At 41.9% G+C, this 25,007-nt stretch carries 24 protein-coding genes and 1 pseudogene; 16 read left to right on the forward strand and 9 right to left on the reverse strand.

The features are described from left to right. Positions 1-209: 209 nt before the first annotated feature. Complete coding sequence (locus LC653_RS30405; RefSeq protein ID WP_229498364.1) at positions 210-749, reverse strand: hypothetical protein; 540 nt, start codon at positions 747-749, stop codon at positions 210-212. An 870-nt stretch (positions 750-1,619) separates the two neighbouring features. Between LC653_RS30405 and LC653_RS30410 the strand changes: the two genes are divergently transcribed. Further along, positions 1,620-2,003 (forward strand): nuclear transport factor 2 family protein, encoded by a 384-nt coding sequence (locus LC653_RS30410; RefSeq protein WP_229498365.1) that lies wholly within the window; start codon positions 1,620-1,622, stop codon positions 2,001-2,003. Between the two features lie 577 nt (positions 2,004-2,580). On the opposite strand, the gene LC653_RS30415 is transcribed toward LC653_RS30410, so the two are convergent. Beyond that, complete coding sequence (locus tag LC653_RS30415) at positions 2,581-2,955, reverse strand: hypothetical protein (protein WP_229498366.1); 375 nt, start codon at positions 2,953-2,955, stop codon at positions 2,581-2,583. 561 nt (positions 2,956-3,516) lie between these two features. Between LC653_RS30415 and rppA the strand changes: the two genes are divergently transcribed. From rppA to purT, 4 genes and pseudogenes are all read left to right on the forward strand, one after another. Beyond that, positions 3,517-4,197, forward strand: a complete 681-nt coding sequence (gene rppA, locus LC653_RS30420) for a two-component system response regulator RppA (protein ID WP_229498367.1) — start codon at positions 3,517-3,519, stop codon at positions 4,195-4,197. A gap of 155 nt (positions 4,198-4,352) precedes the next feature. Next, entirely contained in the window at positions 4,353-5,633 is a 1,281-nt protein-coding gene (locus tag LC653_RS30425; RefSeq protein WP_229498368.1) for a sensor histidine kinase, read from the forward strand. 1 nt (position 5,634) lies between these two features. After that, positions 5,635-5,901: pseudogene (locus LC653_RS30430) on the forward strand (pentapeptide repeat-containing protein); the annotation flags it as partial. 65 nt (positions 5,902-5,966) lie between these two features. Further along, positions 5,967-7,130 carry a formate-dependent phosphoribosylglycinamide formyltransferase gene (gene purT / locus LC653_RS30435; protein ID WP_229498369.1) on the forward strand — a complete coding sequence of 388 codons (1,164 nt, stop codon included), beginning with the start codon at positions 5,967-5,969 and terminating at the stop codon, positions 7,128-7,130. A 349-nt stretch (positions 7,131-7,479) separates the two neighbouring features. Here purT and LC653_RS30440 read toward each other — a convergent pair whose 3' ends face one another. Further along, complete coding sequence (locus LC653_RS30440; RefSeq protein ID WP_229498370.1) at positions 7,480-7,776, reverse strand: hypothetical protein; 297 nt, start codon at positions 7,774-7,776, stop codon at positions 7,480-7,482. Between the two features lie 30 nt (positions 7,777-7,806). Beyond that, positions 7,807-9,297, reverse strand: a complete 1,491-nt coding sequence (crtH, locus tag LC653_RS30445; RefSeq protein WP_229498371.1) for a carotenoid isomerase — start codon at positions 9,295-9,297, stop codon at positions 7,807-7,809. A 332-nt stretch (positions 9,298-9,629) separates the two neighbouring features. On the opposite strand from crtH, the gene upp reads away from it, so the two are divergent. The 3 genes from upp (at position 9,630) to LC653_RS30460 (ending at position 11,094) form a co-directional block, all read left to right on the forward strand. Then, positions 9,630-10,280 (forward strand): uracil phosphoribosyltransferase, encoded by a 651-nt coding sequence (upp, locus tag LC653_RS30450; protein ID WP_229498372.1) that lies wholly within the window; start codon positions 9,630-9,632, stop codon positions 10,278-10,280. 75 nt (positions 10,281-10,355) lie between these two features. Next, the gene (locus tag LC653_RS30455) at positions 10,356-10,709 is read left to right on the forward strand and encodes a ssl2009 family thylakoid membrane protein (protein ID WP_229498395.1); all 354 of its coding nucleotides are present in this window, start codon (positions 10,356-10,358) and stop codon (positions 10,707-10,709) included. Between the two features lie 127 nt (positions 10,710-10,836). Continuing rightward, positions 10,837-11,094 (forward strand): YggT family protein, encoded by a 258-nt coding sequence (locus tag LC653_RS30460; protein ID WP_229483084.1) that lies wholly within the window; start codon positions 10,837-10,839, stop codon positions 11,092-11,094. 249 nt (positions 11,095-11,343) lie between these two features. On the opposite strand, the gene LC653_RS30465 is transcribed toward LC653_RS30460, so the two are convergent. Then, positions 11,344-11,514 (reverse strand): hypothetical protein, encoded by a 171-nt coding sequence (locus LC653_RS30465; RefSeq protein WP_229498373.1) that lies wholly within the window; start codon positions 11,512-11,514, stop codon positions 11,344-11,346. A gap of 225 nt (positions 11,515-11,739) precedes the next feature. Between LC653_RS30465 and LC653_RS30470 the strand changes: the two genes are divergently transcribed. Next, on the forward strand, positions 11,740-11,934 hold the full coding sequence (locus tag LC653_RS30470) for a DapH/DapD/GlmU-related protein (RefSeq protein ID WP_229498374.1): 195 nt from the start codon (positions 11,740-11,742) through the stop codon (positions 11,932-11,934). A 245-nt stretch (positions 11,935-12,179) separates the two neighbouring features. Here LC653_RS30470 and LC653_RS30475 read toward each other — a convergent pair whose 3' ends face one another. Continuing rightward, complete coding sequence (locus LC653_RS30475) at positions 12,180-13,562, reverse strand: cytochrome P450 (RefSeq protein WP_229498396.1); 1,383 nt, start codon at positions 13,560-13,562, stop codon at positions 12,180-12,182. A gap of 275 nt (positions 13,563-13,837) precedes the next feature. Here LC653_RS30475 and LC653_RS30480 point away from each other — a divergent pair, with 275 nt between their 5' ends. Both LC653_RS30480 and LC653_RS30485 read left to right on the forward strand, forming a co-directional pair. Then, positions 13,838-14,470, forward strand: a complete 633-nt coding sequence (locus LC653_RS30480; protein ID WP_229467979.1) for an AAA family ATPase — start codon at positions 13,838-13,840, stop codon at positions 14,468-14,470. Between the two features lie 2 nt (positions 14,471-14,472). After that, positions 14,473-15,096: a hypothetical protein gene (locus LC653_RS30485; protein ID WP_229498375.1), complete on the forward strand. Its 624-nt coding sequence runs from the start codon at positions 14,473-14,475 to the stop codon at positions 15,094-15,096. A 119-nt stretch (positions 15,097-15,215) separates the two neighbouring features. Here LC653_RS30485 and LC653_RS30490 read toward each other — a convergent pair whose 3' ends face one another. Further along, positions 15,216-16,235: an acyltransferase family protein gene (locus tag LC653_RS30490; protein WP_229498376.1), complete on the reverse strand. Its 1,020-nt coding sequence runs from the start codon at positions 16,233-16,235 to the stop codon at positions 15,216-15,218. 422 nt (positions 16,236-16,657) lie between these two features. After that, positions 16,658-17,542 (reverse strand): alpha/beta fold hydrolase, encoded by an 885-nt coding sequence (locus LC653_RS30495; RefSeq protein ID WP_229498377.1) that lies wholly within the window; start codon positions 17,540-17,542, stop codon positions 16,658-16,660. Between the two features lie 327 nt (positions 17,543-17,869). Here LC653_RS30495 and LC653_RS30500 point away from each other — a divergent pair, with 327 nt between their 5' ends. From LC653_RS30500 to LC653_RS30520, 5 genes are all read left to right on the forward strand, one after another. Continuing rightward, positions 17,870-18,181, forward strand: a complete 312-nt coding sequence (locus tag LC653_RS30500; protein WP_118167459.1) for a BMC domain-containing protein — start codon at positions 17,870-17,872, stop codon at positions 18,179-18,181. An 85-nt stretch (positions 18,182-18,266) separates the two neighbouring features. After that, positions 18,267-18,614, forward strand: a complete 348-nt coding sequence (locus LC653_RS30505; RefSeq protein WP_109011757.1) for a carbon dioxide-concentrating mechanism protein CcmK — start codon at positions 18,267-18,269, stop codon at positions 18,612-18,614. A gap of 1,043 nt (positions 18,615-19,657) precedes the next feature. Beyond that, a complete protein-coding gene (locus LC653_RS30510) occupies positions 19,658-20,845 on the forward strand; it encodes a HetZ-related protein 2 (protein ID WP_229498378.1) in 1,188 nt (395 codons plus the stop codon). A 3-nt stretch (positions 20,846-20,848) separates the two neighbouring features. Further along, a complete protein-coding gene (locus LC653_RS30515) occupies positions 20,849-21,190 on the forward strand; it encodes a hypothetical protein (RefSeq protein ID WP_229498379.1) in 342 nt (113 codons plus the stop codon). 316 nt (positions 21,191-21,506) lie between these two features. Next, positions 21,507-22,190 carry a Crp/Fnr family transcriptional regulator gene (locus tag LC653_RS30520; RefSeq protein WP_229498380.1) on the forward strand — a complete coding sequence of 228 codons (684 nt, stop codon included), beginning with the start codon at positions 21,507-21,509 and terminating at the stop codon, positions 22,188-22,190. 194 nt (positions 22,191-22,384) lie between these two features. On the opposite strand, the gene bcsA is transcribed toward LC653_RS30520, so the two are convergent. Next, positions 22,385-24,997, reverse strand: a complete 2,613-nt coding sequence (gene bcsA, locus LC653_RS30525) for a UDP-forming cellulose synthase catalytic subunit (protein ID WP_229498381.1) — start codon at positions 24,995-24,997, stop codon at positions 22,385-22,387. Between the last annotated feature and the right edge of the window lie 10 nt (positions 24,998-25,007).

Genomic DNA, 25,007 nt, shown 5'->3' on the forward strand with positions numbered 1-25,007 from the left:
GGCTGGCTAAGGTTTGCACAACCTTTTGTCCACCCAGAGTATGCCATTCATTGTTGAGTAAATCTTTTGTTGTCTGGGCAAAAGTATTTGTAGCGATCGTATCTGCTGTCATCTCAGTCTCCAAAAACTAATTCGTAATTAAGACTCATCAGATTTAATATGGATTTCTCTGTTTGAATCTGTACCTTTGTTTTTTCAAATTGGTGTTATTACGAGAATCTTTTGCTAGATTCATAAACATGCCACTCTCGCACACCCCAGTAACGCAGAATCGATTCTGCCTGATGGATTTCATCTACTGTTCCCTCTACCGTCACCAAAAATTTTTCTTGAGTGGTTGGCTCACAGAGTCTAGCTTGCCTTTCGGGAGCAAACCAACCTTGAAAAGCACCATAAACACCGCCAAACATCGCACTTGCTCCACCCGCCAGCAGTGTACTCAGCACAGATTCAACCGCTAATGCTGGTCCAAAACCGGGAATAATTAATACGCCAAGTCCGGTTGTGAGTGCCAGGAAGCCCCCGGCTGTTCCTCCTGTAATTGCGCCTGCTTTGGCACCTTCGATAGGAGTTATGGTATGTTTATCTGCATTAGCATCCTTGTGCAACTTTTCGTGTTCAGAGTCTAAAGTAAACACAGAAATTTTCTGCATGGGAAAGTCAATCGCTCTGAGTTCATCTAGCACCTGTGTTGCAGCTTGACGGGTAGAAATGATACCGATCGCATTTTTAACTGGACTGAAATTCATCACAACGTCTCCTATAAAAATGTGTAAGTTTAAAACGAAGTATTAATAATCTCGAAATAGTAAGCAACTATGGTTCGCAGTGTGAGCATGAATCGTACCGTTAGAACGACTCACGTAAACAACAGCAATAAAATCCGTCATATTTGCTACAAGTTATATAAGCAAATGCCACGGTTGTTAAGCCCTGTTGCTTTAGCTCAATACCCTTCTATTCCACGATTGCTCATAAATGTGAACAAAAAGTGATTGAAGAAGGCAGAAGGAAAAGCAAAATGCCTGATTGCTTATTCAAAATGCCTAAATGCTTTCTCAAACCCCAGTTTGCTTTCTCATTTCAGTAGATTCAGCAAGCAAAATGCCTAAATGCTTTCTCAAACTCCAGTTTGCTTTCTCATTTCAGTAGATTCAGCAAGCGAAATGCCTAAATGCTTTCTCAAACTCCAGTTTGCTTTCTCATTTCAGTAGATTCAGCAAGCGAAATGGCTTATTGCTTACTCATTTCAGTACATCGCGCATTCATTTTGGTGTTTTGGGCAAGCAATTAGGCTAATTGCTGACTCAATTTGCCTGTTTGCTTTTTCAGTTGAGTAATTCAGGCATTCATTTTGGTGTAATTTATTGAGCCGAAAGCTTGCGATCCGGTTCATTCAACAAGAATCTTTCCACGGCTTACTAGTGCCTCTGCTGGCTCGTCGATTAAATCAAGGTAATCTGCCGCCGCTTATCTTGGTCGTTATACGTTAACAATATTTATGTGGATGTGACAAAACTAACTCATACTTTTGTATTGAAATAGCTGCGATCGCGCAAGGAAGTTGAACAGCACTGGTAGCCCCAAACCTTTACTGCATCTCCTTCACCATACCTCTTATGTCAGATCAACCTGCACTCCTAATCGAACTGCTCCGTGCGGCGTACGCAGCCTTCAACGCGCGAGACATTGACGCTGCCCTTGCCCTCATGACTCCGGACGTGGTTTGGCCGAGAGCGTTCAAAGGCGGTTTTGTCCGTGGGCCTGAAGAAGTTCGCGCTTACTGGACGGAGCAATGGAGCGAGATCGGTGGGCACGTCGAGCCGATTTCCTTTTACTTGGAGGAGACCGGGCGCATTTTGGTCGATGTGCATCAGGTCGTGCGTGACAAGGCTTACGCAGTTCTTGCCGATCAACACGTGGGCCATCGATTCACCTTTAAACACAGCTTGATTCAAGCTATGGAAGTCTGTCCACTTCCATCGTCCACCCCAAAGGACTAACCACGCGCAAAGAACGAACAGGCATCGGCGGGCGCAATACTGCTCGGTTAAGCCTAAAAAAGCACTCTGGAGTAGGTTGGGTTGAGGAACGAAACCCAACATTTTCAGGGCTTTGTTGGGTAACACTTAAGTTCAACCCAACCTACAAATCTTCTTAACCGAGCAGTATTGTCGGCGGGCGGCCTTCTTCTGTATCCGGGGTGAAGTAAGCATCCGTACAGAAAGTTACGCGCTTGGATTTGATGAGCCGCTTTTAACCCAAGCGATCGCCACGGAGAAACCTGTACCAATTGAAGTGTGATTTGAATTTTGCCAATATTTTTGATTTTATTTTCTTATCCCGGTTTTCTGTTCCGTTGCTACTCGCACCCCGTCCCCGACGCTCATGCCTGAAAGAGTAGAAAAAGCAACAACCTCGCAAAAGTGTTAGGCAGCATTGGTTTAATCTCTCCTAATTGCAATCATGGCACAACCTAGCAGTATTAGTTTACAAAAAGCTCGCGTGTAGGGAGTTTTACGGCTGTCTACATGCAGGCTTTTTTACATTTTTCTTTTCTAGAGTGATATACGGTGAATGTTATTCCACAATCTCATAGCGCACTAACTTCCTAACATCCGCACGGGGTAGCCCTAGTTCTTGGGCAATTGTCACTTCTATCTGGCCCAATTCTATTGTTGGCAGTTCTAATTCCAATCGCTTCAGGATGGGGTCTGCTGTTTCGACTTCTACCTGGGTAATTTTCTGAGTTCGGTTAACGGTGGCGTTAATCAGCAATACATTGACTGATAGCCGTGCTTCTAGTTGAGTATCTGACTGAAGTTTTTTCTCTGTAGAGTAGGATTGACTTAACTGCCCAGCAGCTAGAAAACTACAGCCAAACCAAAATGCGATCGCTACTAGTGGTAGAGGCAACCAAAATTCTAATCCCAGCCCTTGCAGCCAACGTTTCACACTACACCTGCCTGTGATTCTGCTTGGTTATACTTCGCACCTTCATTCTGTCTTGAAAATAGGGAACGGGGAACAGGGAACAGAAAAAAATATTTTTATGCCCTCGTTGTGGGCAAATGCCCGTGGGGGTCTATTAATATTTGTGCAAGAGGTCTATTGCAATAAGGGCGAACTCATTTGTTATTTCGGCGAACTCATTTGTTATTTCAGCGAACTCATTTGTTATTTCAGCGAACTCATTTGTTATTTCGGCGAACTCATTTGTTATTTCGGCGAACTCATTTGTTATTTCGGCGAACCCATTTGTTATTTCGGCGAACTCATTTGTTATTTCGGCGAACTCATTTGTTATTTCGGCGAACTCATTTGTTATTTCGGCGAACTCATTATTAAAGCAATGATTTGTTCTCGTCGGCAGACAGCATTTGTGTGTACATTGTAGCCGAAGTTCGGAGAGGGGAGACTTTGACGGCAGTCAAAGGCGGGGTGAGGTGACGACTGTATTGCACCGAAGTGAGAACCGCTATATTTTACTAAAATAAGCCCAAGCCCACAAAGGTGATGAAAATCTTACTGGCAGAGGATGATCCAAAGCAATTAATGCCACTACAAATGGTTCTTTCACAGGCAGGACACAACGTTGATGGTGTCAAGGATGGTGAAACCGCTCAATGGCTTTTGGCCCAAAAAGAATATGACTTGCTGATTTTGGATTGGATGTTACCTCGGATTAGTGGAGTAAGTTTGTGTCAACAGTATCGGGCGGCGGGAAAAACAGCTCCCATATTAATGATCACGGCAAAAGATACTACACCTGATAAAGTTATAGGATTAGATGCGGGAGCAGATGACTACCTAGTCAAACCAATTGATATTATAGAGTTCATGGCGCGGGTGCGGGCATTGAGGAGGCGATCGCCCCTCTGGCAAGGAGACACCCTCTGCTTGGCAGACCTGCAACTTCATCTCGACACGCTGACTTTAGAGCGACAGGGAGCGATTGTCTCCCTTTCCAGCCAAGAATTTCAGTTAATAGAGTATTTCATGCGTCATCCCAGGCAAGTCCTGACTCGCAACCAGATTGAGCAAGCCGTATGGGAGTGGGGTAGTGAGCCAGAAAGCAATGCAATCACCGTTCTAGTTCGTAAACTTCGCCAACGTTTGCAAACATTAGCAGCAGCCGATTGGATTGAAACCGTCTACGGCATGGGCTATCGCCTCAACCCTCCAGAACCATCTTGAAATTTGATAATGGCTGAGACGAACAGTAGGGAGTAGTGTAGTTCAATTACTTGAAAAGTCTTGTAATTACGAATTACCCTTCGGGTTCGGCAGTTACTCCACTTGGGGAGACCCCAAGACCGTACTGCCTCACGAATTACGAATTAGTATAAGTTGTGTTTAACCGCAGTCGTCGTAACTTAGCTCGTTGGTTTACCCTTTCAATGGGGTGCATTCTGGTTCTCTTTGCTGGAGTCATTTATAATCTTGAAGTAAAAGATAAGCTCAAAGCATTAGATCAACAGCTTTATAAAAGAGCAGAGCTAATGGCAGCCAGTTCGCAGTATCGGCTGTATCAAGGACAAAAACAAGTCAATCTGAGCAATATACCGCTATTGGGTAGTGGTTCTCACCCTGCTGATATTGAACTGGTCTATGTTCGCTGGTATGACCCGAATGGCAAACTCAAGCGTTTTTTTGGTACTCCACCTCCAGAACACTTAAAAACAGCATCTGGGTTTCTCAGCATTAAATCTGTTGACCAATTAACAGGTGAGGCGCTTTGGCTTCGTCAAGTCACGCTACCTGTTCAAGGAGGAAATTCGGTCATCGGCTATCTTCAAGTTGCCATTCCACTGACAGAGGCTCAAAACGATCTCAGAGAATTTCAGTTAATGTTGACCCTAGCTGTGCCTGTAGCACTGGGGTTTATTGGACTTACGGGTTGGGTGCTTGGTGGCATAGCTATGCAGCCCGTTCAGTCAGCCTATAACCAGCTGCAACGCTTTACATCAGATGCTTCTCATGAATTGCGATCGCCCCTTTCTGCAATTTTGACCAATGCCCAAGTCGGGCTACTAATGGCAACAGACCGTCCTCAGCTTCATCCCACACTAGAGAACATAATTGATAGCACGAAGTCGATGAGTACCTTGGTCAATAACCTACTGCTGTTGGCTCGCCATCAAGGACAATTAACTCCGGAATCTCTCAAAAAAGTAAATCTTAATAACTTGCTGGAGGATTTAGCCGTTCACTATACTACTGTTGCTGCAAAAGCGTCGATTAAGTTGATCAGCCATTTACCAGAACAACCTATCAAGTTGTGGGCTGACCCCGATTTGCTACGGCAAGCTGTTGAAAACTTGCTCAACAACGCCTGCAATTACACCCCGTCTGGTGGAACTATCTGGTTACGCTTAGAACCTCACCCAGATCGGGCAGTAATTCAGGTCATCGATACTGGAATTGGAATTCCAGAGGCAGATTTACCTTACATTTTTGATCGCTTCTACCGGGTTGACACAGAACGTGCAAGAGAAAGCGGCGGATTTGGGTTGGGATTGGCGATCGTTCAACAAATTGTCCAGGCTCACGGCGGTCACATTCATGTGATGAGCAATGAGGGTAAAGGCTCGACGTTCCAGATCAAGTTACCGCTTATAAGCCATTCCTAAATCACCTTTAATTTTAGATGGTGTAAACTTAATTCGCGGAAACTTATCTGGAGCAAATCTGCAAGGTAGTAGTTTAGTAAATGCAGACCTCTTATTTGCAAATTTTACGAAAGCCGATTTAAGAAATGCAGATTTACGAGGTGCAACTCTTAACGAGACTATTTGGTTAGAAGCTTTAGTAGATAAGTGTCAGCTTGGCGTAGGTACTGGTTTAAATCATCTGCAACGTCAAGATTTACAATTACGCGGAGCTAGATTTAATTCTTGAGAAAATGGTAATTAAAACACACAAAATTATAAGATTATTAAATTGAGATTGATCTGGATAAGTTAATGAGTATTAAGTTGCCCCAAAAATTGATGTTGCTGGGTTCAGGAGAACTAGGCAAAGAATTTGCGATCGCTGCTCAACGTCTTGGTAATTATGTGATTGCCGTTGACCGCTACGCCAATGCTCCAGCGATGCAAGTTGCTGATGCTTATGAAGTTATTTCTATGCTGAGTGCTGATGATTTAGAAGCTGTAGTGACAAAACATCAACCAGATATTATTATACCAGAAATTGAAGCAATCAGAACAGAAAAACTGCTCGAATTTGAGCAGCGAGGGATTACAGTTATACCGACTGCGGCTGCTACTAACTATACAATGAACCGCGACAGAATTCGGGAACTGGCACATCAACAATTAGGCATCAGAACGGCTAAATATGGTTATGCAACAACTCTAAAAGAATTGATTGCAATTTCTGATGAAATTGGGTTTAGTAATGTTGTTAAACCTGTGATGTCATCTTCTGGTAAAGGTCAGTCTGTAGTGCAAGATAAAAGTGAGGTTGAAAAAGCTTGGAATTATGCGATCGCTAATTCTAGAGGAGACAGTCAAAAGATCATCGTAGAAGAATTTATTAACTTTGAAATTGAAATAACTTTATTGACCATTAAACAGTGGAATGCAGCCACTATTTTCTGTTCTCCTATTGGTCATCGCCAAGAAAGAGGAGATTATCAAGAATCGTGGCAACCCGCGCTAATTTCTGAAGATAAGATATTAAAAGCTCAAGAGATAGCAGTAAAAGTTACTGATGCTTTAGGAGGAGCCGGAATTTTTGGTGTTGAGTTTTTCATTACCAAAGACGAAGTAATTTTTTCTGAACTTTCTCCCAGACCTCACGATACAGGAATGGTGACGTTAATCTCACAAAATTTAAATGAATTTGAATTACATCTGCGAGCAATTTTAGGCTTGCCAATTCCTCATATAGAACTGCTAGGAGCATCAGCCAGTGCGGTAATTTTAGCTTCAGAAAAATCTGATTCTATTGCTTTTAGTGGTGTAGCCGATGCTTTATCAGAAAAAGATGTAGATATTAAATTATTTGGTAAACCTAATGCTCATCCATATCGGCGAATGGGAGTAGCTTTGGCGAAGGGTGTGAATGTCCAAGAGGCTAGGGAAAAAGCTACGAAAGCTGCAAGTAAAATCACAATTAATTGATAGATTTTATTACAAGTAATCACCCAAACTTGATATAACCTCCCTTAAAAAGCTTGTCGTTACACACATTTTTGTAATAGTCAAAGTGTCGCGCTTACCCAATATTCCGCCCAGAACTTAAGTTCTGCGGCTCATAGCTAAAGTCCACTCAAGTGGACTGAAATTTTCCCTTTTACATAAGATAGTCTTCTACATGGCTGAAAATCTTGTATTTAGTCCTCTTGAGAGGACTTTAACTATTAGCCTTGGAATTTATTCCGAGGCGGGAATGGTAACGAAGCCCAAGATTTAAAAAATGTTGGTAATAACAAGCCCTAAAAAGTGGGAAATTAGGATTTTAGCCCCCAATTTATCGGGGGTTGGTAAGTAGTTGCACTTTAGGTTGAACATTCTCATCTGTGGTGAAGTCCAGATGATTACGATTGCTATCAAAATGCCAATTAGCGATCGCAGCAACTTTGACACCGGAGCCAAAGAGAAACCAACTTAAAAAGCTGGGTAAAAGCCAGCTAAATTTCAGGAGATTTTCTTTGGGTGTGAGGAAGATTCTTGGAAAACAAAAACCGCTCACCATATAAAGCACAATTATGAAAATTTTTGCGATCGCGCGGCTGATGCTACTACATCGGTGAAGAAAATCTATCAATTTGATAATCTATCGTTTGATTTATGTACGTTAAAATCCTAAATCTACGGCAATGCGATGGGCACAAGCAAACCCAGAAAAAGCTACTGCATTCAACCCTTGACCCGGAAAGGTACTATCCCCTACGCAATAAAGTCCTGGAATAGCTGTGCGATTAAAGGGCATATTCAATAACCCCCACAGCTTGCGCCGAGGAATTGGCCCATAAGTGCCATCCTGACGACCCAAAAAGCGGCGATGGGTGCGGGGTGTCCCCACCTCCAGATAATCTAATCCAGCATCTAAGCCTGGAAAAATCTTCTCTAGGCGGTCAATAATTCGCCAAGCCGCCTCTTCTTTCTTCGCTTCATACTCACTCGGAGAAAGTTTTTGCCAATCATCAATCCAGTGAGGCGTAAATGCGTGAATGATGTGATATCCACTTGGTGCTAAATCTGGGTCAAGCAATGTGGGAATCGAAACGAAAACTGTGCCTTCCACTGCCGTCATCTTTTCCCAATCTTCCAGGAAAATATGGTGGCACTCTGTCCCTACAGGTAAAACTGACTCCTTTACCCCAATGTGCAAACTCAAGAAGCTTGAAGATTTTTGATAATTTTGTTGCCACTTTTTATCATTATCTGGCATTTCTTTTGCTGGTAATAATTGTTCAAATGTATCCCAGCGTGTAGCATTAGAAACTATGCGTTTACCCCGATATACTTTACCATTAGCCAGTTGTACACCTACCGCTTTTCCCTGTTCTGTAAGAATTTTCGTGACTCTAGCTTGGTACTGAATCTTACCTCCAGCCTTCTCTAGACCTTCCACCAGTTTTTGGGCAATTTGTCCCACTCCGCCTTTAGGATAGTTAACTCCGCCATAATGCCTGTCAGAAAAGACCATCCCAGCATTAATCATTGGTGTCATATCAGATGGAACCACCGACCAGCAATAACATTCCATATCGATAAATTTCAATAATTGCGGGTCTTTAATATAGCGCCGCGCCACGTCCCCAGCATTTTGGGGCAGATACTTAGCTAAACCGAGACACGCCAAAGGATGCTGGAAAAATACTCGCAGTAGATACCGAGGTTCTTCCAGCGACAGCAAATCCATGCTGTTGAGACACTTGAATACTTTTTGGCATTCGTCATAAAAGCAACGAATCCCCTGGTCTTCATGAGGAAAATGAGCAATAAGATTTTGCAAAAATTTTTCATAAACCCGGTCAACCTTCAAGTTTAAACCTTGCGGTAGATGATAGTGAATCTGCACCGGATCTGCGATCGCTTCTTGGCTAACATTCACAGCTGATAAGGCGCGGGTGAGTAAATTAGTAGTGCCGTTCTGTCCCAGCCCAAAAATCATCGATGCGCCAACATCAAATCGATAGCCTTGGCGTTCAAAATAACCAGCGCTCCCACCTGGAATCAAATAACGTTCCAGTACCAGCACTTTCGCTCCCTTCGCTGCTAACTGGGTCGCTGTTACTAATCCGCCAATCCCAGACCCAATCACGATCGCATCAATTGTCATTTGTCATTTGTCCTTTGTCCTTTGTCTAGAGTCCCTTGTTCTTTGTCTAGAGTCAATCAATATTTACTAATAACGAATGACCAATGACCAATGACTAATCAAAAAAAAGAGGGACGAGCCTGCTACTGCTGGCTAATCCCGTCTGCCGATCCTTAAAAGAGAGGAGAACACTGTATAAGAATATAACCTTGATTGAGAATTAATGTCAACTACTAATGAAAAATTTTATCAATAAAATTGAGACTGTTAATTATCAGCTGTCAGCCGGATGCAGGAAAGAGTATTATGGTGTTTTCAGTTCTTATATAATAAAAAAGCCCTAATTTCTGGCTATGACGCTACAATTGCGCGTTTATGTTCCACCCCATCCCCTGATAAAACACTGGCTGGCAGTTGCCCGTGATGCAGGCACACCTTCAGTATTATTTCGTAGTGCCATGACTGAGCTGGGAAGATGGCTGACTTATGAAGCTGCGCGAGACTGGTTGCCAACCCAAGAAACGACAGTGCAGAGTCCCTTGGATACCTGTTTGGCAACCGTGATTGATCCGCAGATACCAGTAGCAGTAGTACCGATTCTGCGGGCTGGACTAGGATTACTTGAGGGAGCGCAGACTTTACTGCCTTTAGCATCGATTTACCATCTTGGTTTGGCGCGAGACGAAGAGACACTGCAACCTCATTGTTATCTGAACAAGTTACCAGAAAAATTTGACCCCGAAACACGAGTGTTAATTACCGATCCAATGTTGGCAACAGGAGGGTCGATGATGGCGACAATGGCAGAATTGACACAACGGGGTGCTGATCCAGCCTTGACCCGGATTGTTTGCGTAGTGGCGGCTGCACCAGCTTTGCAAAAATTGAGTGCAGCTTATCCAGGTTTAATAATTTACACGGCGACTATTGACGAAAAACTTAACAGCAAGGGGTATATTGTACCGGGATTGGGAGATGCAGGCGATCGCATCTTTGGGACTTAAGCTACTATGCAGCTAGGGCAGGAAAATAGCATAACTACTGTAAAAGTTGCAAGGTTTGTTGAAGGCGGTAAAGATATGAGTCAACGAGATGGTTTTGGCAGTGGTTTTGTAGCAGGGGCGTTTGTCGGTGGCGTATTTGGCGGTGTTATCGGGGCACTGATTGCTTCTCGACGCAATCCAGAGTTGCTAGCAGAGGAGGAGACAGAACTGGCGGATAGCCAAGCCGAAGCGAAGAAAATAGCAGCAAAGCGGCGTCAGATGAAAGCCTCAGAAAGCGAGAACATCGGCATAGAAACGGCTAGGCGATCACTAGAAGATAAAATTGCCCAGCTAAATGCCACAATTGATGATGTGCGGAAGCAACTCGGAAATGTTAATAGCGGTTCACCTCAAGCAACTAATGACCGCCCCCTCACTAAAGACTCCTGAGGTTTGTTCAGGCGTGGTGAAAATGTCAAGTGTGGTAAGTGCTAAATCCGCAAACATCATGACATGGACTAAATTAAAATTAAAAGATAAGACCGCGTTTGACACTTAGTAGGAAACAAAGCTATCCATGAGTTTACTGATTACGACACTAGTTACCTTTGTCACCTTTTATAGCTATTTGCTACTTATCCGGGTTTTGTTGACCTGGTTCCCGACAATCAACTGGTATAACCAGCCATTTGCTGCTTTAGCCCAGATAACCGACCCTTATTTGAATCTATTCCGCTCCATTATTCCCCCATTGGGCGGTATGGATTTTTCTCCGATCTTAGCTTTCTTCGCGCTCAACTTAGCTGGTGGCTTTCTGAGAGCCATTCCTTATTAATTAGCCTGCTATCTATTCGTACAGAGATTTTGATTAGTACCCCAATAAAAATTTTTGTAGAGATGCCAATTGTAAAAGCGTCTCTACAATTTTTTTCAGGAGGAGTTCATCTACTCGCAATCAGAAAATCGAGTCAACGCCCTATCACTTTTACCACCGTGTAACCAAAAATCTTTTCGGCGGCTGGCTTCCAACCTCGAACCAGAAACTCAGTACTCCATTGGATTACCGCTATCGACGTTTGTTGAATCAGCAATGATAAGCGTTTTTGGGAGTTGCAAAGTGCAGCTTCAGCGCGTTTGCGATCGCAGCAAATTCGACTAAATACAACGGCTGATCTGTTTTGGAATCGTTGGTTACAAAGACACCGTAATCAACCGGAATCTGCTTTACTGAGTATATAGCGGTTTTCGTTTGCATGAAGTACATTTTTAACCCTCACCCCCAAAATTTTGTGGAGCAGGCCTAAGATTCAAGCGAGATATTAAAATTGACTATCCGCAAAATGTATCTCTGGGGAATAAAGTCTACATCGGCCCCAATGTCTTATTAGATGGTCGTGGTGGAATCACAATTGGCGAGAACATCACACTTGGGTTTAACGTTGTTATCCTTTCAGCAAACCACGACTATCAAAGTAATGATTTGCCATATCAACATAATGTCTACATTCATAAACCTGTTGTTATCGGTCGCAATGTTTGGATTGGCGCAAATGTCCTAATTATTCCGGGAGTTTCCATTGGAGATGGTGCGATTGTGGCGGCTGGTACGGTTGTAAATGCTAACGTTAAGCCTTTAGCAATTGTTGGAAATCAACCTATGAGAACAATTAAATAATTCGTAATTCGTAATTCGTAAATTTTGTTTTGTAATGGGGATTTAACCCCAACACAAAACAAAATTTTTATTGAACCGGGGGACTTAAACCCACGGAACTAGTTAAATACCGCGATAAAGAACACTATAAACAACTCCCCTGCAAGTAAGAAAGTTAGGATAATTCGTAATTCGTAATTCTTAATTAGTAATTCGTAATTATTACATGATAGTAGGGTGGGCATTTTAATCCTCACCCTACTTGCCTAAACGATGGCTGGTGTATTTGCACGCTTACTTTGAGGTGTTGCAACCATCCGCATTCCGGCCGGTGTGGCTATAGTTAACCCACGGCGCACAGGACGCACAGGACGTTTGTTCTCTAGCGATACTTGAAATTCTGACAAAATAGTTGCCAAGACGATTTTCATTTCATACTGGGCAAATGCCATTCCAATACAGCGACGATTACCGCCACCAAAGGGTAAATATTCATAAGGTGAATATTGTCTTTCTAAAAAGCGTTCTGGTTTGAACTGCTTTGATTGTGGGTAGACTTCTTCCCGATGATGTGCTAAATAAATGCTGGGGACGATTGCCGTTCCCTCTGGCAGTTCGTAGCCCATAATTTTAATTGGGGTCTTCACAATCCGCACGAAAGCAGTCATGGCAATTGGGTAAATTCGCAATGTTTCTTGGCACACTGCTGTCAAATAAGGGAATTTAGCCACAGTATTCAAATCGGGGTTAACTCCAATGGTGTTGAGTTCCTGTAGCAACTTTTCACGCACCTCTGGTAAATGGTCAATCCAGTAAAAAGCCCATGTCAATGCAGAAGCGGTAGTTTCATGTCCTGCAACTAGCAGTGTCATTAACTCATCGTGTAATTCTTCATCTGACATCGCTTGACCATCGTCATAACGAGCAGCCATCATCAAACTCAGGATATCTTGGCGATTTTGATCGGATTGGGCCCGACGTTCTCGAAGCAAAGCATAAATAAGTTGATCAATTTTTTGCCGTTGTTGCAGAATCCGACCCCACGGACTCCACGCACCGAAATCTTTTTGGATGAACCTGAAAAAGAAGGCGCTAGACATTACAGGCGAACTGATGAAGTCTAGTAAGTCACTTAGCGATCGCCTCAGTGACTCAAAAAGCTCTCCCTCATTTAAACCAAATACAACCCGTAGGATAACACGCAAGGTGATTTCTTGCATCGACTCTCGGATCTTAAAAGGCTTGCCAATTTGCCATTGATTACTCACTTGTCGGGTTATTTCCTGGATATCCTGACCATAAGCCCGCATCCTTTCGCCATGAAATGGAGGAGCAAGTAGTTGCCGTTGACGCTGGTGGCGATCGCCATCCGCTAACATAAAGGAGCGATCGCCAAGTAAAAATCTTAGTCCTATGTTCCCCCTGCCAACCTCAAAATGGTTGGAATCAGCAGTAAAAATCTGCTCAAGAGCTTGGGGTTGACTAAAGTAGACAAGATGGTTATCAGAGCGACTACTCCTAATGGTAAAACTGTCACCATAGATTTTGGCAAAATCATCCACATATTTTACAGGCTGACCAATAAACTTGATCATCCGCAACCAGCGCGGCATTTGAGGCCCATCAGGCAAATTGTAAGTTGCTGTCATCGGAGTTTGTGGAATTGATGGCTTCTGAATTTTATTGTTACGAGTTTTCATGTTCTTGAGGCCCACATAAAGCGGTATATTCATCATGGGGAGTAGGGAGTGGGGAGTAGGGAGTAGAGAGTGGAAGAAAAGGATAATAATTTATAATGACTAACTCAGTACTCAACACTCTTTCAAGTCAGTCCATCATCAAAAAATCCCACAACCAAAAATGAAAAAGATTTCTTCCCTACTCCCCACCCCCCACTTCCCACTCCCTTTTCCTAGCTAAAGCAGTGCCAAAAATCATCGCTATTCTCAACGGTAAAGGAGGAGTCGGTAAAACGACCACCGCAGTCAATCTGGCTGCAAACTTTGCGAAGAAAAAAAAGGTACTGCTGATTGACGCAGATATTCAAGGTTCTGCCAGTTGGTGGTTTGGGCGCAGTCAGCAGGGAATGGGATTTGATTTATCTCAAGAAACAGATCCTACACTTTTAGGTAATTTAGGAAAGATAACAGGTTACGATTTAGTAGTGGTGGATACGCCTCCCGCGCTGCGCTCTGAAGCATTAGTGGCGGTAGTTGCGATCGCAGATTATCTAGTTTTGCCTACACCCCCAGCCGCAATGGATTTAGCTATCCTAGTGGAAACAGTTAAGGAAGCCGTCATCCCCGTGGGAACTCCTCATCGGGTACTGCTTACCAAAGTTGATACGCGCAGTATCGGGGAAGCACTAGAAGCAAAAAACACTCTCACTCGATTAGGTATTCCTGCTTGTAATACCTTTATCCGTGCTTATAAGGCTCATGAACGAGCGGCACTTGAGGGTGTAGCGATTAGTCAATGGCGAGGAAGTAATGCACGGGAGGCGGAGTTAGACTACCGCCGTGCAGCTGATGAATTACAGCGTGATTGGAGAAAATAATAATGGCTAGGAAACAAAGTCTCTCTGACTTACTACAAGAAGAGGCGCAAAAATTTACACCCTCAGAAGGCGAATCTGCGATCGAAGTTACAGCACAAGAAATTGCCGAAGAACAGGCTTTATCAGATGAAGAATCCTCAGCCCAAACACCTGAGCCAAATTCTACTAAGCGCACAAGCCCAACTAAGGCTGATTTAGAAGCAACTGTCAAAGAGTTGACAGCTAATCTGGAAAAAAGCCATAAAAATGAAGTATCTCTTGGGCAAGAAATTGCTGATTTGCAATCAAAATTATCTAAACAAAAAACATTAGCATCAGAACAAAAATCATTAGTAGAACAGGTAACAAAAGAACTTGACGAAACCAAAAAAACAGCGCTGCAACTAGCAGAAGCAAATTCCAAGCTTATAGAAGAAATTAATGCTTTAAAACAAACAGCAGAAGATAATTCTAAACTTGCTGTAGCCGTAAAAGAAACTAGTGCTATAAAACCCGTAAAAGAACACTACAATCCACTTAACTACAAAAAATCACATCGGTCATCAGAAAAACTAGCTCAAAATCAACCACAAAATCAACCAAATGAGTATCCTGAGAGTTCTAATGAGATGTGGTTACTTGACTAGTACAGCTTGACACAAATCCAGCTACGATTAACCAGACAAGGGGCAAAATCCCCTTGTCAAAGGTAGGCAAAATTCCGCCAGAGTGTACTATAATCATTCAATCAGATAAAGCTTACTTACTAAGTAATAAACTGCTTTAAAGAAGTTAACCTCAATAAATAAATTGATAAAATAGTAAAAACTACAACAAAAAATCCTTCAATTATAAATATTCTACTCAAAGGAGTTCCAAAAACTCCTATATTTATACCGACTTGATAAGGTTTAATGAGCAATAAGAATAAGTATTGCCAATATTTATGTAATGAAAATAAACCAAGAGAGTATTTAGATAATTTTTGTACTAAGAAATTTTCTTTTATTTCTTTTCGGGAATAAACATAACAGAAAATAGTTATGGCTCCACAAATAATGGCAATTCTTCCATAAATGCTTAAGTCATAGCCAGATGTACGCAAATAAATGTCATGGAATGAAAACAATATAAATGCAATTAGGTAATAAAATTTGAAATTTAATAATTTATTAGGAAAATTAGTTAAGTAAAAAGCTATGGGAATATAAATAACAAAATTTATTAGCCAATAATAAGGAATACTCAAATTTAGTAAGCAACAGGCTTCAAAATAAAATAAACAAAATATTACTACTGTACAAGATACTATACTTTTTAGATAATCTGATTTTATGAGTTTATATAAAAAGGCCAAAATTGTCAAACAAATTATATTAAATAGAAAATAGAAAACTGAATCACCAACAATTGGTAAGCTTGGTTCTAAACCTATAATGATTTTCCATGATAAATTAGGGATTTTTCTCGTAGCTATAATAAAAAATATATTCTGAAAAATAACCCAGAATAAATAAATTTTAATTAGTTTAGTAATTCTCTTTTGAAGGTATTTTACACTACCTGATTTTTGAAAAAATAAGTAAAGAGAAACAATATAAAAAATCGGAACAGCTGTTAAAGATAATTGCAGTTCCAAACCCCTCAAAATTTTAGCAATAATCAGTACGAAACCATGAGTAGAATCATTTATAATAAATTTAAATGGTCGTAAATGCCAAATGAAAACAAAAGCAATGCTTAGTGCTTTTAAGGTGTCCAGACTATTATTTCTCTCTATTTTCATAGCTATTTCTCTAGAAACTGACTTTTTAGGAAATTTTTAAATCTACCCTAATAAACTGCTGTCTGTCTGAAAGAGAGGTTTGCGATCGCTCTAGCTACAGAGTTTCCTAAAATTCTGTGAAAGTAAAACTATAGCTTTTCCTAATCAAATGAGGTACATCATAGCCCCCTCTCGAAGAGCGGGGAGGGGGTTGGGGGTGGGGTTCTTGTATTTCACTCAACTGAGAATCGCTATATTAAAAAAATAGTAGCTCTAACAGAAGCAATTAGCAATAGTTCAAAAATTTTACAGTTCAGCCTTATAGAAAAATTATTGATAGTTGTGCTGCTTTGATAGGCAATTTTACTGTTTTAACACCTTCTTACTAAATCCACCTAATAAGTTTAAATAGATGCATCAGGTTTCTTGGGTTTCAAATACGATTATCGAAAATCTAAAATATGCTGTGCAGTAATTTGTGGTTGTTCAAGGTGTGGGAGATGACCACAATCTTGAATCCAGACGAGGGTACTGTGTGGAATTGCTCTTTTAAACCTCATGGCATCCCTAGTACCCAAAATTTTATCGGAATCGCCCCATAAAATTAGCGTCTGTTGCACAATTTGTGATATTTTTTTAAATCTAAAAGCACTGTAACCACCACTTTTAGTGAAAGCGATCAACGCTTGATGCCAACTCGGCATTTGTAGATGTAATGCACCACAAGATAGTGCATCCACAGAGGCAAGACTTTGATTTTTATATCCAATGCGGGAAACGCGCTCGCGCACTTTCAGATTACTCAAAAACTGAGTTGCTAAATAATCAAACGGGGGAAACATTAATTTACTTAATGGGGAACCACCCGCCAACCCAGCACTATCAATTAACACCAGCTTTTTTACTACTTCTGGGTAAGTCAACGTAAAATCAATTGCAGTTGCACCCCCCATCGAAGCACCTACCAAAATTACAGGTTGCTTAATCAGGTTTTTCCAGAAATAATAAAGATGGGTTTTAATCGCAGTTGGGCTATAAGCAATTCCTGAGAGTCTATCTGTAAACCCAAAACCCAACAAATCCACAGCCCAAGTTTCATTATCTCCAGAGAGTAGTGGCAAAAGCCGCCGAAATTCTAATACAGAACTATCAAAGCCGTGAATTAATAAAATAGGAGTTCCACCACTTCCTTGCTTGACATAGGTTGTGGTAACTGGTTGATTAATTAAAGGAGTAGCGATCGCAGAACTTTGAATACTTTGAGCTAGTGCGATCGAGGCAGATTCTGTCAGTTGCCCAACTGCTTTAGAAAGAAAATTCGGAAACATAAATTTAAGTTTATCGTACTAGCTTGCTTCCACGCATTGCTGATTTTGTTAAACAACAAAATTACACAAACTAACACGCTGAAATATGAATTGTAATACATAAAACATAGACCAGCGACTATCAAAACATTCTAACTCCCCACTCCCAACTCTTAACTCCTAACTGTACAGACGCGATTAATCGCGTCTCTACTTCCCACTCCCTACTCCCTACTCCCCACTCCCCCAAAAATTATCACATCAAAGAAAGTTTACCAAAATGTCAAAATTGGGACTAAAGCCACGTACAATTAAAATCGCCTATCCCTTAATCCAGGAGCTAATGCCATGCCAATGGCCGTTGGCGTAATTGAAACTTTAGGTTTTCCTAGTGTCTTAGCAGCAGCAGATGCAATGGTCAAAGCTGCCGCAGTCACAATTGTGTATTATGGTCAAGCAGAAAGCGCTCGTTTGTTAGTCGCTGTCCGGGGACACGTTTCTGAAGTAAATAGAGCTGTTGAAGCCGGAATCGTAGCTGGAGAGCAAGTCAAAGTTGGTACAGTAATTACCTACTACATCGTTCCCAATCCCCCAGAAAATGTGGAAACCATATTACCAATCCATTTCACTGAAGAATCAGAACCATTCCGCATGTTCTAAGCAATTTTGCTATTAAAATCTGTAGCGAAGCTTCGTACAATTAATTTGTAGCCCCCATATCGTTTATTCATACAGGAGATTAATAATGTCATTACAGGCAGTTGGAGCACTTGAAACGAAAGGTTTCCCTGCGGTGCTAGCAGCAGCAGATGCTATGGTAAAAGCTGGTCGAGTCACCCTCGTTGGTTATATCAGAGTAGGTAGCGCTCGCTTTACAGTTAATATTCGTGGTGATGTTTCTGAAGTAAAAGCCGCTATGGCTGCTGGTGTTGAAGCCGCAGAAAATGTTTATGGCGGTACATTAGAATCCTGGGTGATTATTCCTCGTCCCCATGAAAACGTTGAAGCTGTTCTACCAATTGCTTACACAGAACAAGTCCAAGGCTATCGAGAATCTGTAGAAAATCCCATTGTTAGATCCAACAGTCGATAGATTTAACCTCCTGTGGGGGAATTCAAAACAAAAAATTCCCATAAATGAATTTCAAGAGAAGTTTCTTGTCAGACTTCTGACTATCAAAACTTTAGAGGATTGCAAACTTTTCTGTTTTTAGATTTTGCATAAGTTGAATTTTGAAGCAGAGGGAAAGCAACAGTCAAAGTCAATAGTCAAAATAAATATTGGCTGTTGACTATTCATTTTTGGGAATGTAAAAGTTGTAAGAATAACTTGCCAATCTTAGAGGCACAGTTGTGGATGAAGCTAGTTTAGAAAGGATAAATTGACCTATCAATCCCTACTATCCAGAATAGCGTAGGCGTAGCCCCTCGTAGACATCGCCATCTGGTATACTCGGTCTGATTCCACGCTATAGCAATAATATTCATTGAAGAATTTATTTAAGGTTTATACAACGGCTTACCAAACATCCTCTTAAACGCTCATTTACGTATATACACTTAATTGAATAAAATATATTACGAAATTTAACTTAATATAATTCTAAGGGTTTCCACGTACTTACTTTATTCTGGGAAACCCATCCACGGCAGGGCTGCCTCATGAGCGACTGGCGTGGGTTTGGGGGATCTTCCGGGGGGGGCGAAATATCACCAACACCAAGTGTATTGAGATTTAACTAAGTATTTTTCTACGTAAGGGCTTGTAGAGCCTTGAAATTTATACGGGTGAAATTCGCCTGGCATTGAGTTAAATTAGATTCGTTCCTCGGCTCAGTTACAAAATGTTCAGATTTCCTCAACCCATCTCGTACAAAGGTGTATTCCCACCACTGTAGGCAAATTTCTATCTCAGTTACAAAATATAACTTTACAAAAAGGTTAAATTAAAAAATAGCCCCAAAAGCTTTATAGGTATGGGTTTGGGGCGTTTTGGAATTGTAAGCAAAACATCAATATAGAAATTTCTGCATAATTCTAGTGAATTAAGACGTAATAAAAGTGGAATCACTGAGCTATTTTCATGAGACTCATGAAATCCGGGCAGGTTGCCAGTTAAACAATTAGGTGGGACGAATGGGGGTTGTGATGCAAACTTCAAAATTGAGTTTCGAGGAACGCAATCTCACTATGACAACAGATGTGGAACAACTAGCTCTAGATTGGCGAAAGCGCTTGGCTGCGGAATGTCCAGACCAAAATGAAGCTGCTAGGCAAAGCATTATTCTCTGGCTGTTGGAATCTGACTCCAAACGGTTTGATCTGTTTAACCCTAAAGAACTCGATATCGCCAAGCAAGCGATGGAATATCGCTGGAGAATTTTACGTCAACGCTATTTGGGGCTAGGGCGAGAACGTGCTTATCGGAACTTGATAACGCGATTGGGGAGTTTAGTAACATTACGGAATAAAATTCAGACTTGGGTTGCCCTCAGCCGCGATCGCCAGCGTAGTGTGATGGATGTGTTGCAAGAAGTACTCCAAGAATTACTGCAAAGCGACAGCCAGATGCAACAGCAAATGGCTGATATTGCCAAATATACAACTGATAGACGATTGGGAGATGCTCTGCTATTTGCCAGTGTAGAAGAATATTGTCTGCGACCAGTACGCAATCAACCCCTATTAGCTTATCGGTTTGTGAATTATTTGCGTCGCACTCAGCGCGGTGGCTTAACCCAAGTGCCAGGTCGTGACTTAATTAGACTGGTGTCAGAAGAAGTTCTCACAGACGACAATGACAATCGAGTTAACTTAGTCGATAGTCAGGCGATCGCAGAATTTATTGAAGCACAACAGCTAGAGGAACAACAAATCCTGCGTCAGTCAGTACAAAAAGAATTTGAAAATTATTTACAAGAAAATCTGGGAACAGACGCAGTAGAGTGGCTACGACTGTATTTACAAGGTAAATCCCAAGAAGAGATTGCCCACAGATTAAATAAGCAGACTAAAGAAGTATACCGTCTGCGAGAAAAAATTAGTTATCACGCGGTGCGTGTTTTTGCACTCAAAGGTAAACCAGAGCTAGTAGACAATTGGCTCTCAATTTCTTTGCAAGAGCATAACTTGGGTTTAAGCCAAAACCAATGGCAGCAACTTGATGAAAAATTGACTCCTCTGGGGCGGCAGATTCTAGATTTGCGCAAAGCAGGTAACTCAATAGAAGCAATAGGCCAACAGTTAAAACTCAAAACCCATCAAGTGTTAGGCGAATGGACAAAAATCTATCTTGTAGCCCAAGCTTTAAGAAGCCAGGAGTAGCCTGTGAAGCATTTAGTTGCTCAATTAAGGTGGTGTACCAAAGTAGGAGATGGGGAGCAGGGGAGAATTCATAGGAAATTCCTCCCCTTTGCCTTTTCATCCCCTCATGCCTCAGTTACTAGAGCAGAACTTCAGAAGGCAGTCCCGATGAAGCAAGTTTCACAACCAAGCATGAAAGTGGTCTTTCCCCACTCACCACTACTTCGGCTTACCTCGGCAACTCTTGGAGACGCTACGCGAACGCTCGGCACAAGTCGCTCAGTACAAGTCACCACTCCCTACTCCCAACTTTCAAGTCAGGAGGCAAAAAGCAGAAGGAACTCACGCTTAAAAGCATGGGATTGATCTTGGACGCCTTGTGTCTTGTGGCACTTGACGCTCGATATATTTTTTTATACTAATAGGCTTTATATCCACAACTAAAGTTTTGATTAATACTTCGGCATTTTGCCCTCTAATCATAGTTCTGTAAGTGCAATCCCTGATTCCAATTTTATACATAATTGTTATGTTGTAATCGAACTCTAGACTGATCAAGTTTAGAGTTCAACTCAAATAGGTACATATTTTGCTGCCGTATTCTAAGTAAGATTACGGTTTAAACAAATTTATAGTGACAAAGTTAGTTTCCTGCTCTTGAATCCATTTTTACAAATATTTCATGCAGACTGAGGTTTTTAGTGAACTTTTCCCCTTAATGAGTACAGCCACCCCACAGACTTTGGAATGGCTGCTCAACGTTGCAATTGAACATGAATACCCATCTGGGCGAGCCGTTGTAATGGAAGATGCCTGGGGTAACGCCGTTTACTTCGTTGTTTCTGGTTGGGTCAAAGTCCGGCGTACCGTCGGGGAAGATTCAGTAGCTCTGGCAATTTTTGGTAAAGGCGATTTTTTTGGAGAAATGGCAATTTTGGATGAATCTCCACGCTCAACCGATGTCATAGCCCTTTCGGCCGTGAATTTGCTGAGTGTATCCAGAGAGCGTTTTATTCAAATCTTGTTCAAAGACCCGCAGTTACATCACCGGATGTTACAACTTATGGTGCGGCGATTGCGGCAAATTAACTTGCGCTTACAAATGCGGTCTTCACCACCAGCAGTCAAACTCGCCTATACCCTAGTGACTTTAGGCGAAAGCTATGGTCAAGAATCGAATTTTGGAAAGGAAATTTTTAACATTCCCTTCAAAGATTTAGCAGAGGTAACAGAAATTGGTGTTGAAGAAACCACCAAAATTATGGAAAAGCTGCATGAGAAGGGGTGGATAAAAATTGACAGCGCCAACAACATGATTTATCTCGTAAACTTTAAACAGTTGATGAACTTGGCTGGCAAAGTGTAATTGCTAAGGGTTCTTAGGGACTGACAAATCAAAAAATATTCAATTATTTATTGTGGGGTGGGCAGCGCTTAGTCGAACGCTGCCCACCCTACAAAAATTGAATTAACTTTTGCAATTTAAAACACTCCCAAGCGCAAGCAACATCTGGACTGAAATGGAGCTTGCGCTGGTCAAAATCTAGTCAAGTACTTCTGCTACAGAACCTCCAACAGTTGTTTAATTTTTGTGTCTTGACGTTCTTTGAATTTTTCTGGAAAAATTAATTCGAGCGTAATCTTGCCATTTGTCTGTTCTTCTACTGCATAAATTTCGGCAACAAATCGGTTAGATGAGAGGTTATCTTCATCCTCATTCAACAGTAAACCAACTAATGGTTTAACAGTTCGCATCGTGTGCAAATCCTGTTGTCCTAGCATTTTGTGAGAAGACACGGCTTTTGTATCCTCTATTTCCAAGCGCAAACCCGTTGTTCCTAATTCTGTGGCTACTGCAAAGAAGAAGTTACCATCCCAGTAGAGTCGGCTATGGCTATTTACCTGCTTGCGTACCTTTTTACGGCTAGTTTGTTTCACGTCACGCAAGGCCCGAGTCAGACTTGTGGCTAAGAATCCAAGGGAAGCGAAGGGTCGGTCTACATACTGGCCCTTTTGAGAATACCACTCGCGGACATCAGAATACAAAACTAGAGTTAAAGCATCGCGTTGGGCATCGTTGAGCTTCACAAAATCAACAGCCAAAAGCGTTTCTGTGTCATTAATAGGAGAGACTCGGACAATCTGCGCTGTTAAAGAGGCGCTAGCAGTATAATCTCCCATCACCTCAACTTCCGCTTCCTCCAGTAAATTGGGCCAAGTTTCTAAAGAAATTAATGCCCCAGTTTCTGAAATATTCACCGTTTTGCCCATGATTGTTTGACCGTTACTGGTAATTAAGATGGGGAGGCGACGCTGTAAACGGTGAGCAGTACGTACTTGTGGTTGTTCAAAGCCAACCAGCAAAGCAGCTATCAGCAAAACCAGATTAAAAATAGACCACATGGTGTTGACTAAGACCGCTTGCCAATCTTCAGGATGTAGCAGCAGCCAATAGGGAACAGCTAGCAAAGAAGAGACTACAAGTGCTGTCACCACCAAAAGACCACGCATCGATTCCCAATCAAAGGTGCGTTTGGTTATAGACGTTCCTTTGTCGGTAACATTAAATGAACCCAGTTTTGGATTAAACAGCGCTAACATCGTCACCCACCCAGCCTGGAAAGCCATCGCAAATTCAAAAATTTCATTCCAGAAGGAGAAACGGACGTTTTTGTAAATGATGTAGTTAGTAAAAAGGGAGAGGAGAATATGGGGTAGGGCGTAGGCTAGAGTTTCTAAACCCAAACCTTGGACAGAGTTAACGCCAAATAATAAGAAGAGTGTCGGAGCGATCGCATATATTAGTCGAGGATAGCCATACAAAAAGTGCGAAGTCGCGCTAAAGTAACAAATCCGTTGTGCAAATGTCAGGTTTAGCTTCGGATTAAAAATGGGGTTTTCTAATCGCAGAATCTGCGCCATCCCCCTTGCCCAACGCACTTGTTGTCCCACGTAAGAAGAAAAGGTTTCTGGCGCTAAACCAGCCACCATAATTTTGTCGTAGTAGACAGACTTGTAACCCAACGAATGCAATCGCAAAGCAGTGTGGCAATCTTCCGTCACGGTTTCTACTGCAATTCCCCCAACTTCTAAAGCGTGGGATTTGCGGATTAATGCTGCAGAACCGCAGAAAAAGGCAGCATTCCAAAAATCATTACCTTTTTGCAGTACCTTATAGAACAGTTCATTGCCTGCGGGTATTCTACCTTTAGTGACCAAATTACGCTCGAAAGGGTCGGGGTTATAGAACCAGTGAGGAGTTTGGACAAACGATACTTTGGGATCGAAGAAAAAACCCATTGTATGCAAGAGAATTTGCCGCGATGGAATGTGGTCGCAGTCCAAAATCAACACTAAATCACCATCGGTTTTGTAAAAGGCGGTATTGATATTACCAGCCTTAGCGTGGTCGTTATTGTCCCGCGTCATGTGTATACAGCCGAGTTCTTGGCACATTTGCCGTAACTGTTCCCGTCTTTTGCTAAACTGTTCTCGGCGTGGGTCGTTCTCTTTATACTTTTCTGGACGACCATCATCAAGGACATAAACCTTTTTTTTATCAAGAGCATAATCACAGGCTAAGGCTGCCACCGCAGTCTTGCGAACAATCTCCACATCTTCGTTGTAAGTGGGGATGTAGATATCAACTTTGAACCATTCCTGTTGAGGAATGGTTGTGAGATTAACTGGTTGGCGTTCTTGAATTTTCAGGGTTTGAAAGTATGCCAATATCAAGGTGAGGATGGCATAAAGTTCGGCGGCGAACAACAATACGCAAGCGATGCTGTTGAGCCAACCATCAAAGTTGAGGGTGTAGCTGGTGCGGTAGTATAAATAACGCAGCGTTGTTACCATACTCAGCCACAGCATAAACAGGTGATAATAGTGGCTGATTTCTGAAGAAGACTCTTGAAACTCAGCGTGTATCACCACTTGACCGAGTAGCACAAGAAACAATGCTACTAATCCCTGCTGCCAAACTTCTATTGGAGTAATAATCAGTGGTACTGAGAGTACCAATAGCAGTAAGATAAACCACTTAAACTGCTTCACACCCACTTTTTGGAGAGTGCGGTCAAAAAATCTAGGGGTAATATCAATCAACCAATTGCTCAATTTTAAGCGCTGGCGATCGCGTGATTTCCGGGGCGGTGTGTGGGGGGAAGAAGACATTGTGGATCTA

The sequence above is a fragment of the Nostoc mirabile CHAB5784 genome (assembly GCF_020829645.1).
GTDB lineage: Bacteria > Cyanobacteriota > Cyanobacteriia > Cyanobacteriales > Nostocaceae > Nostoc > Nostoc mirabile.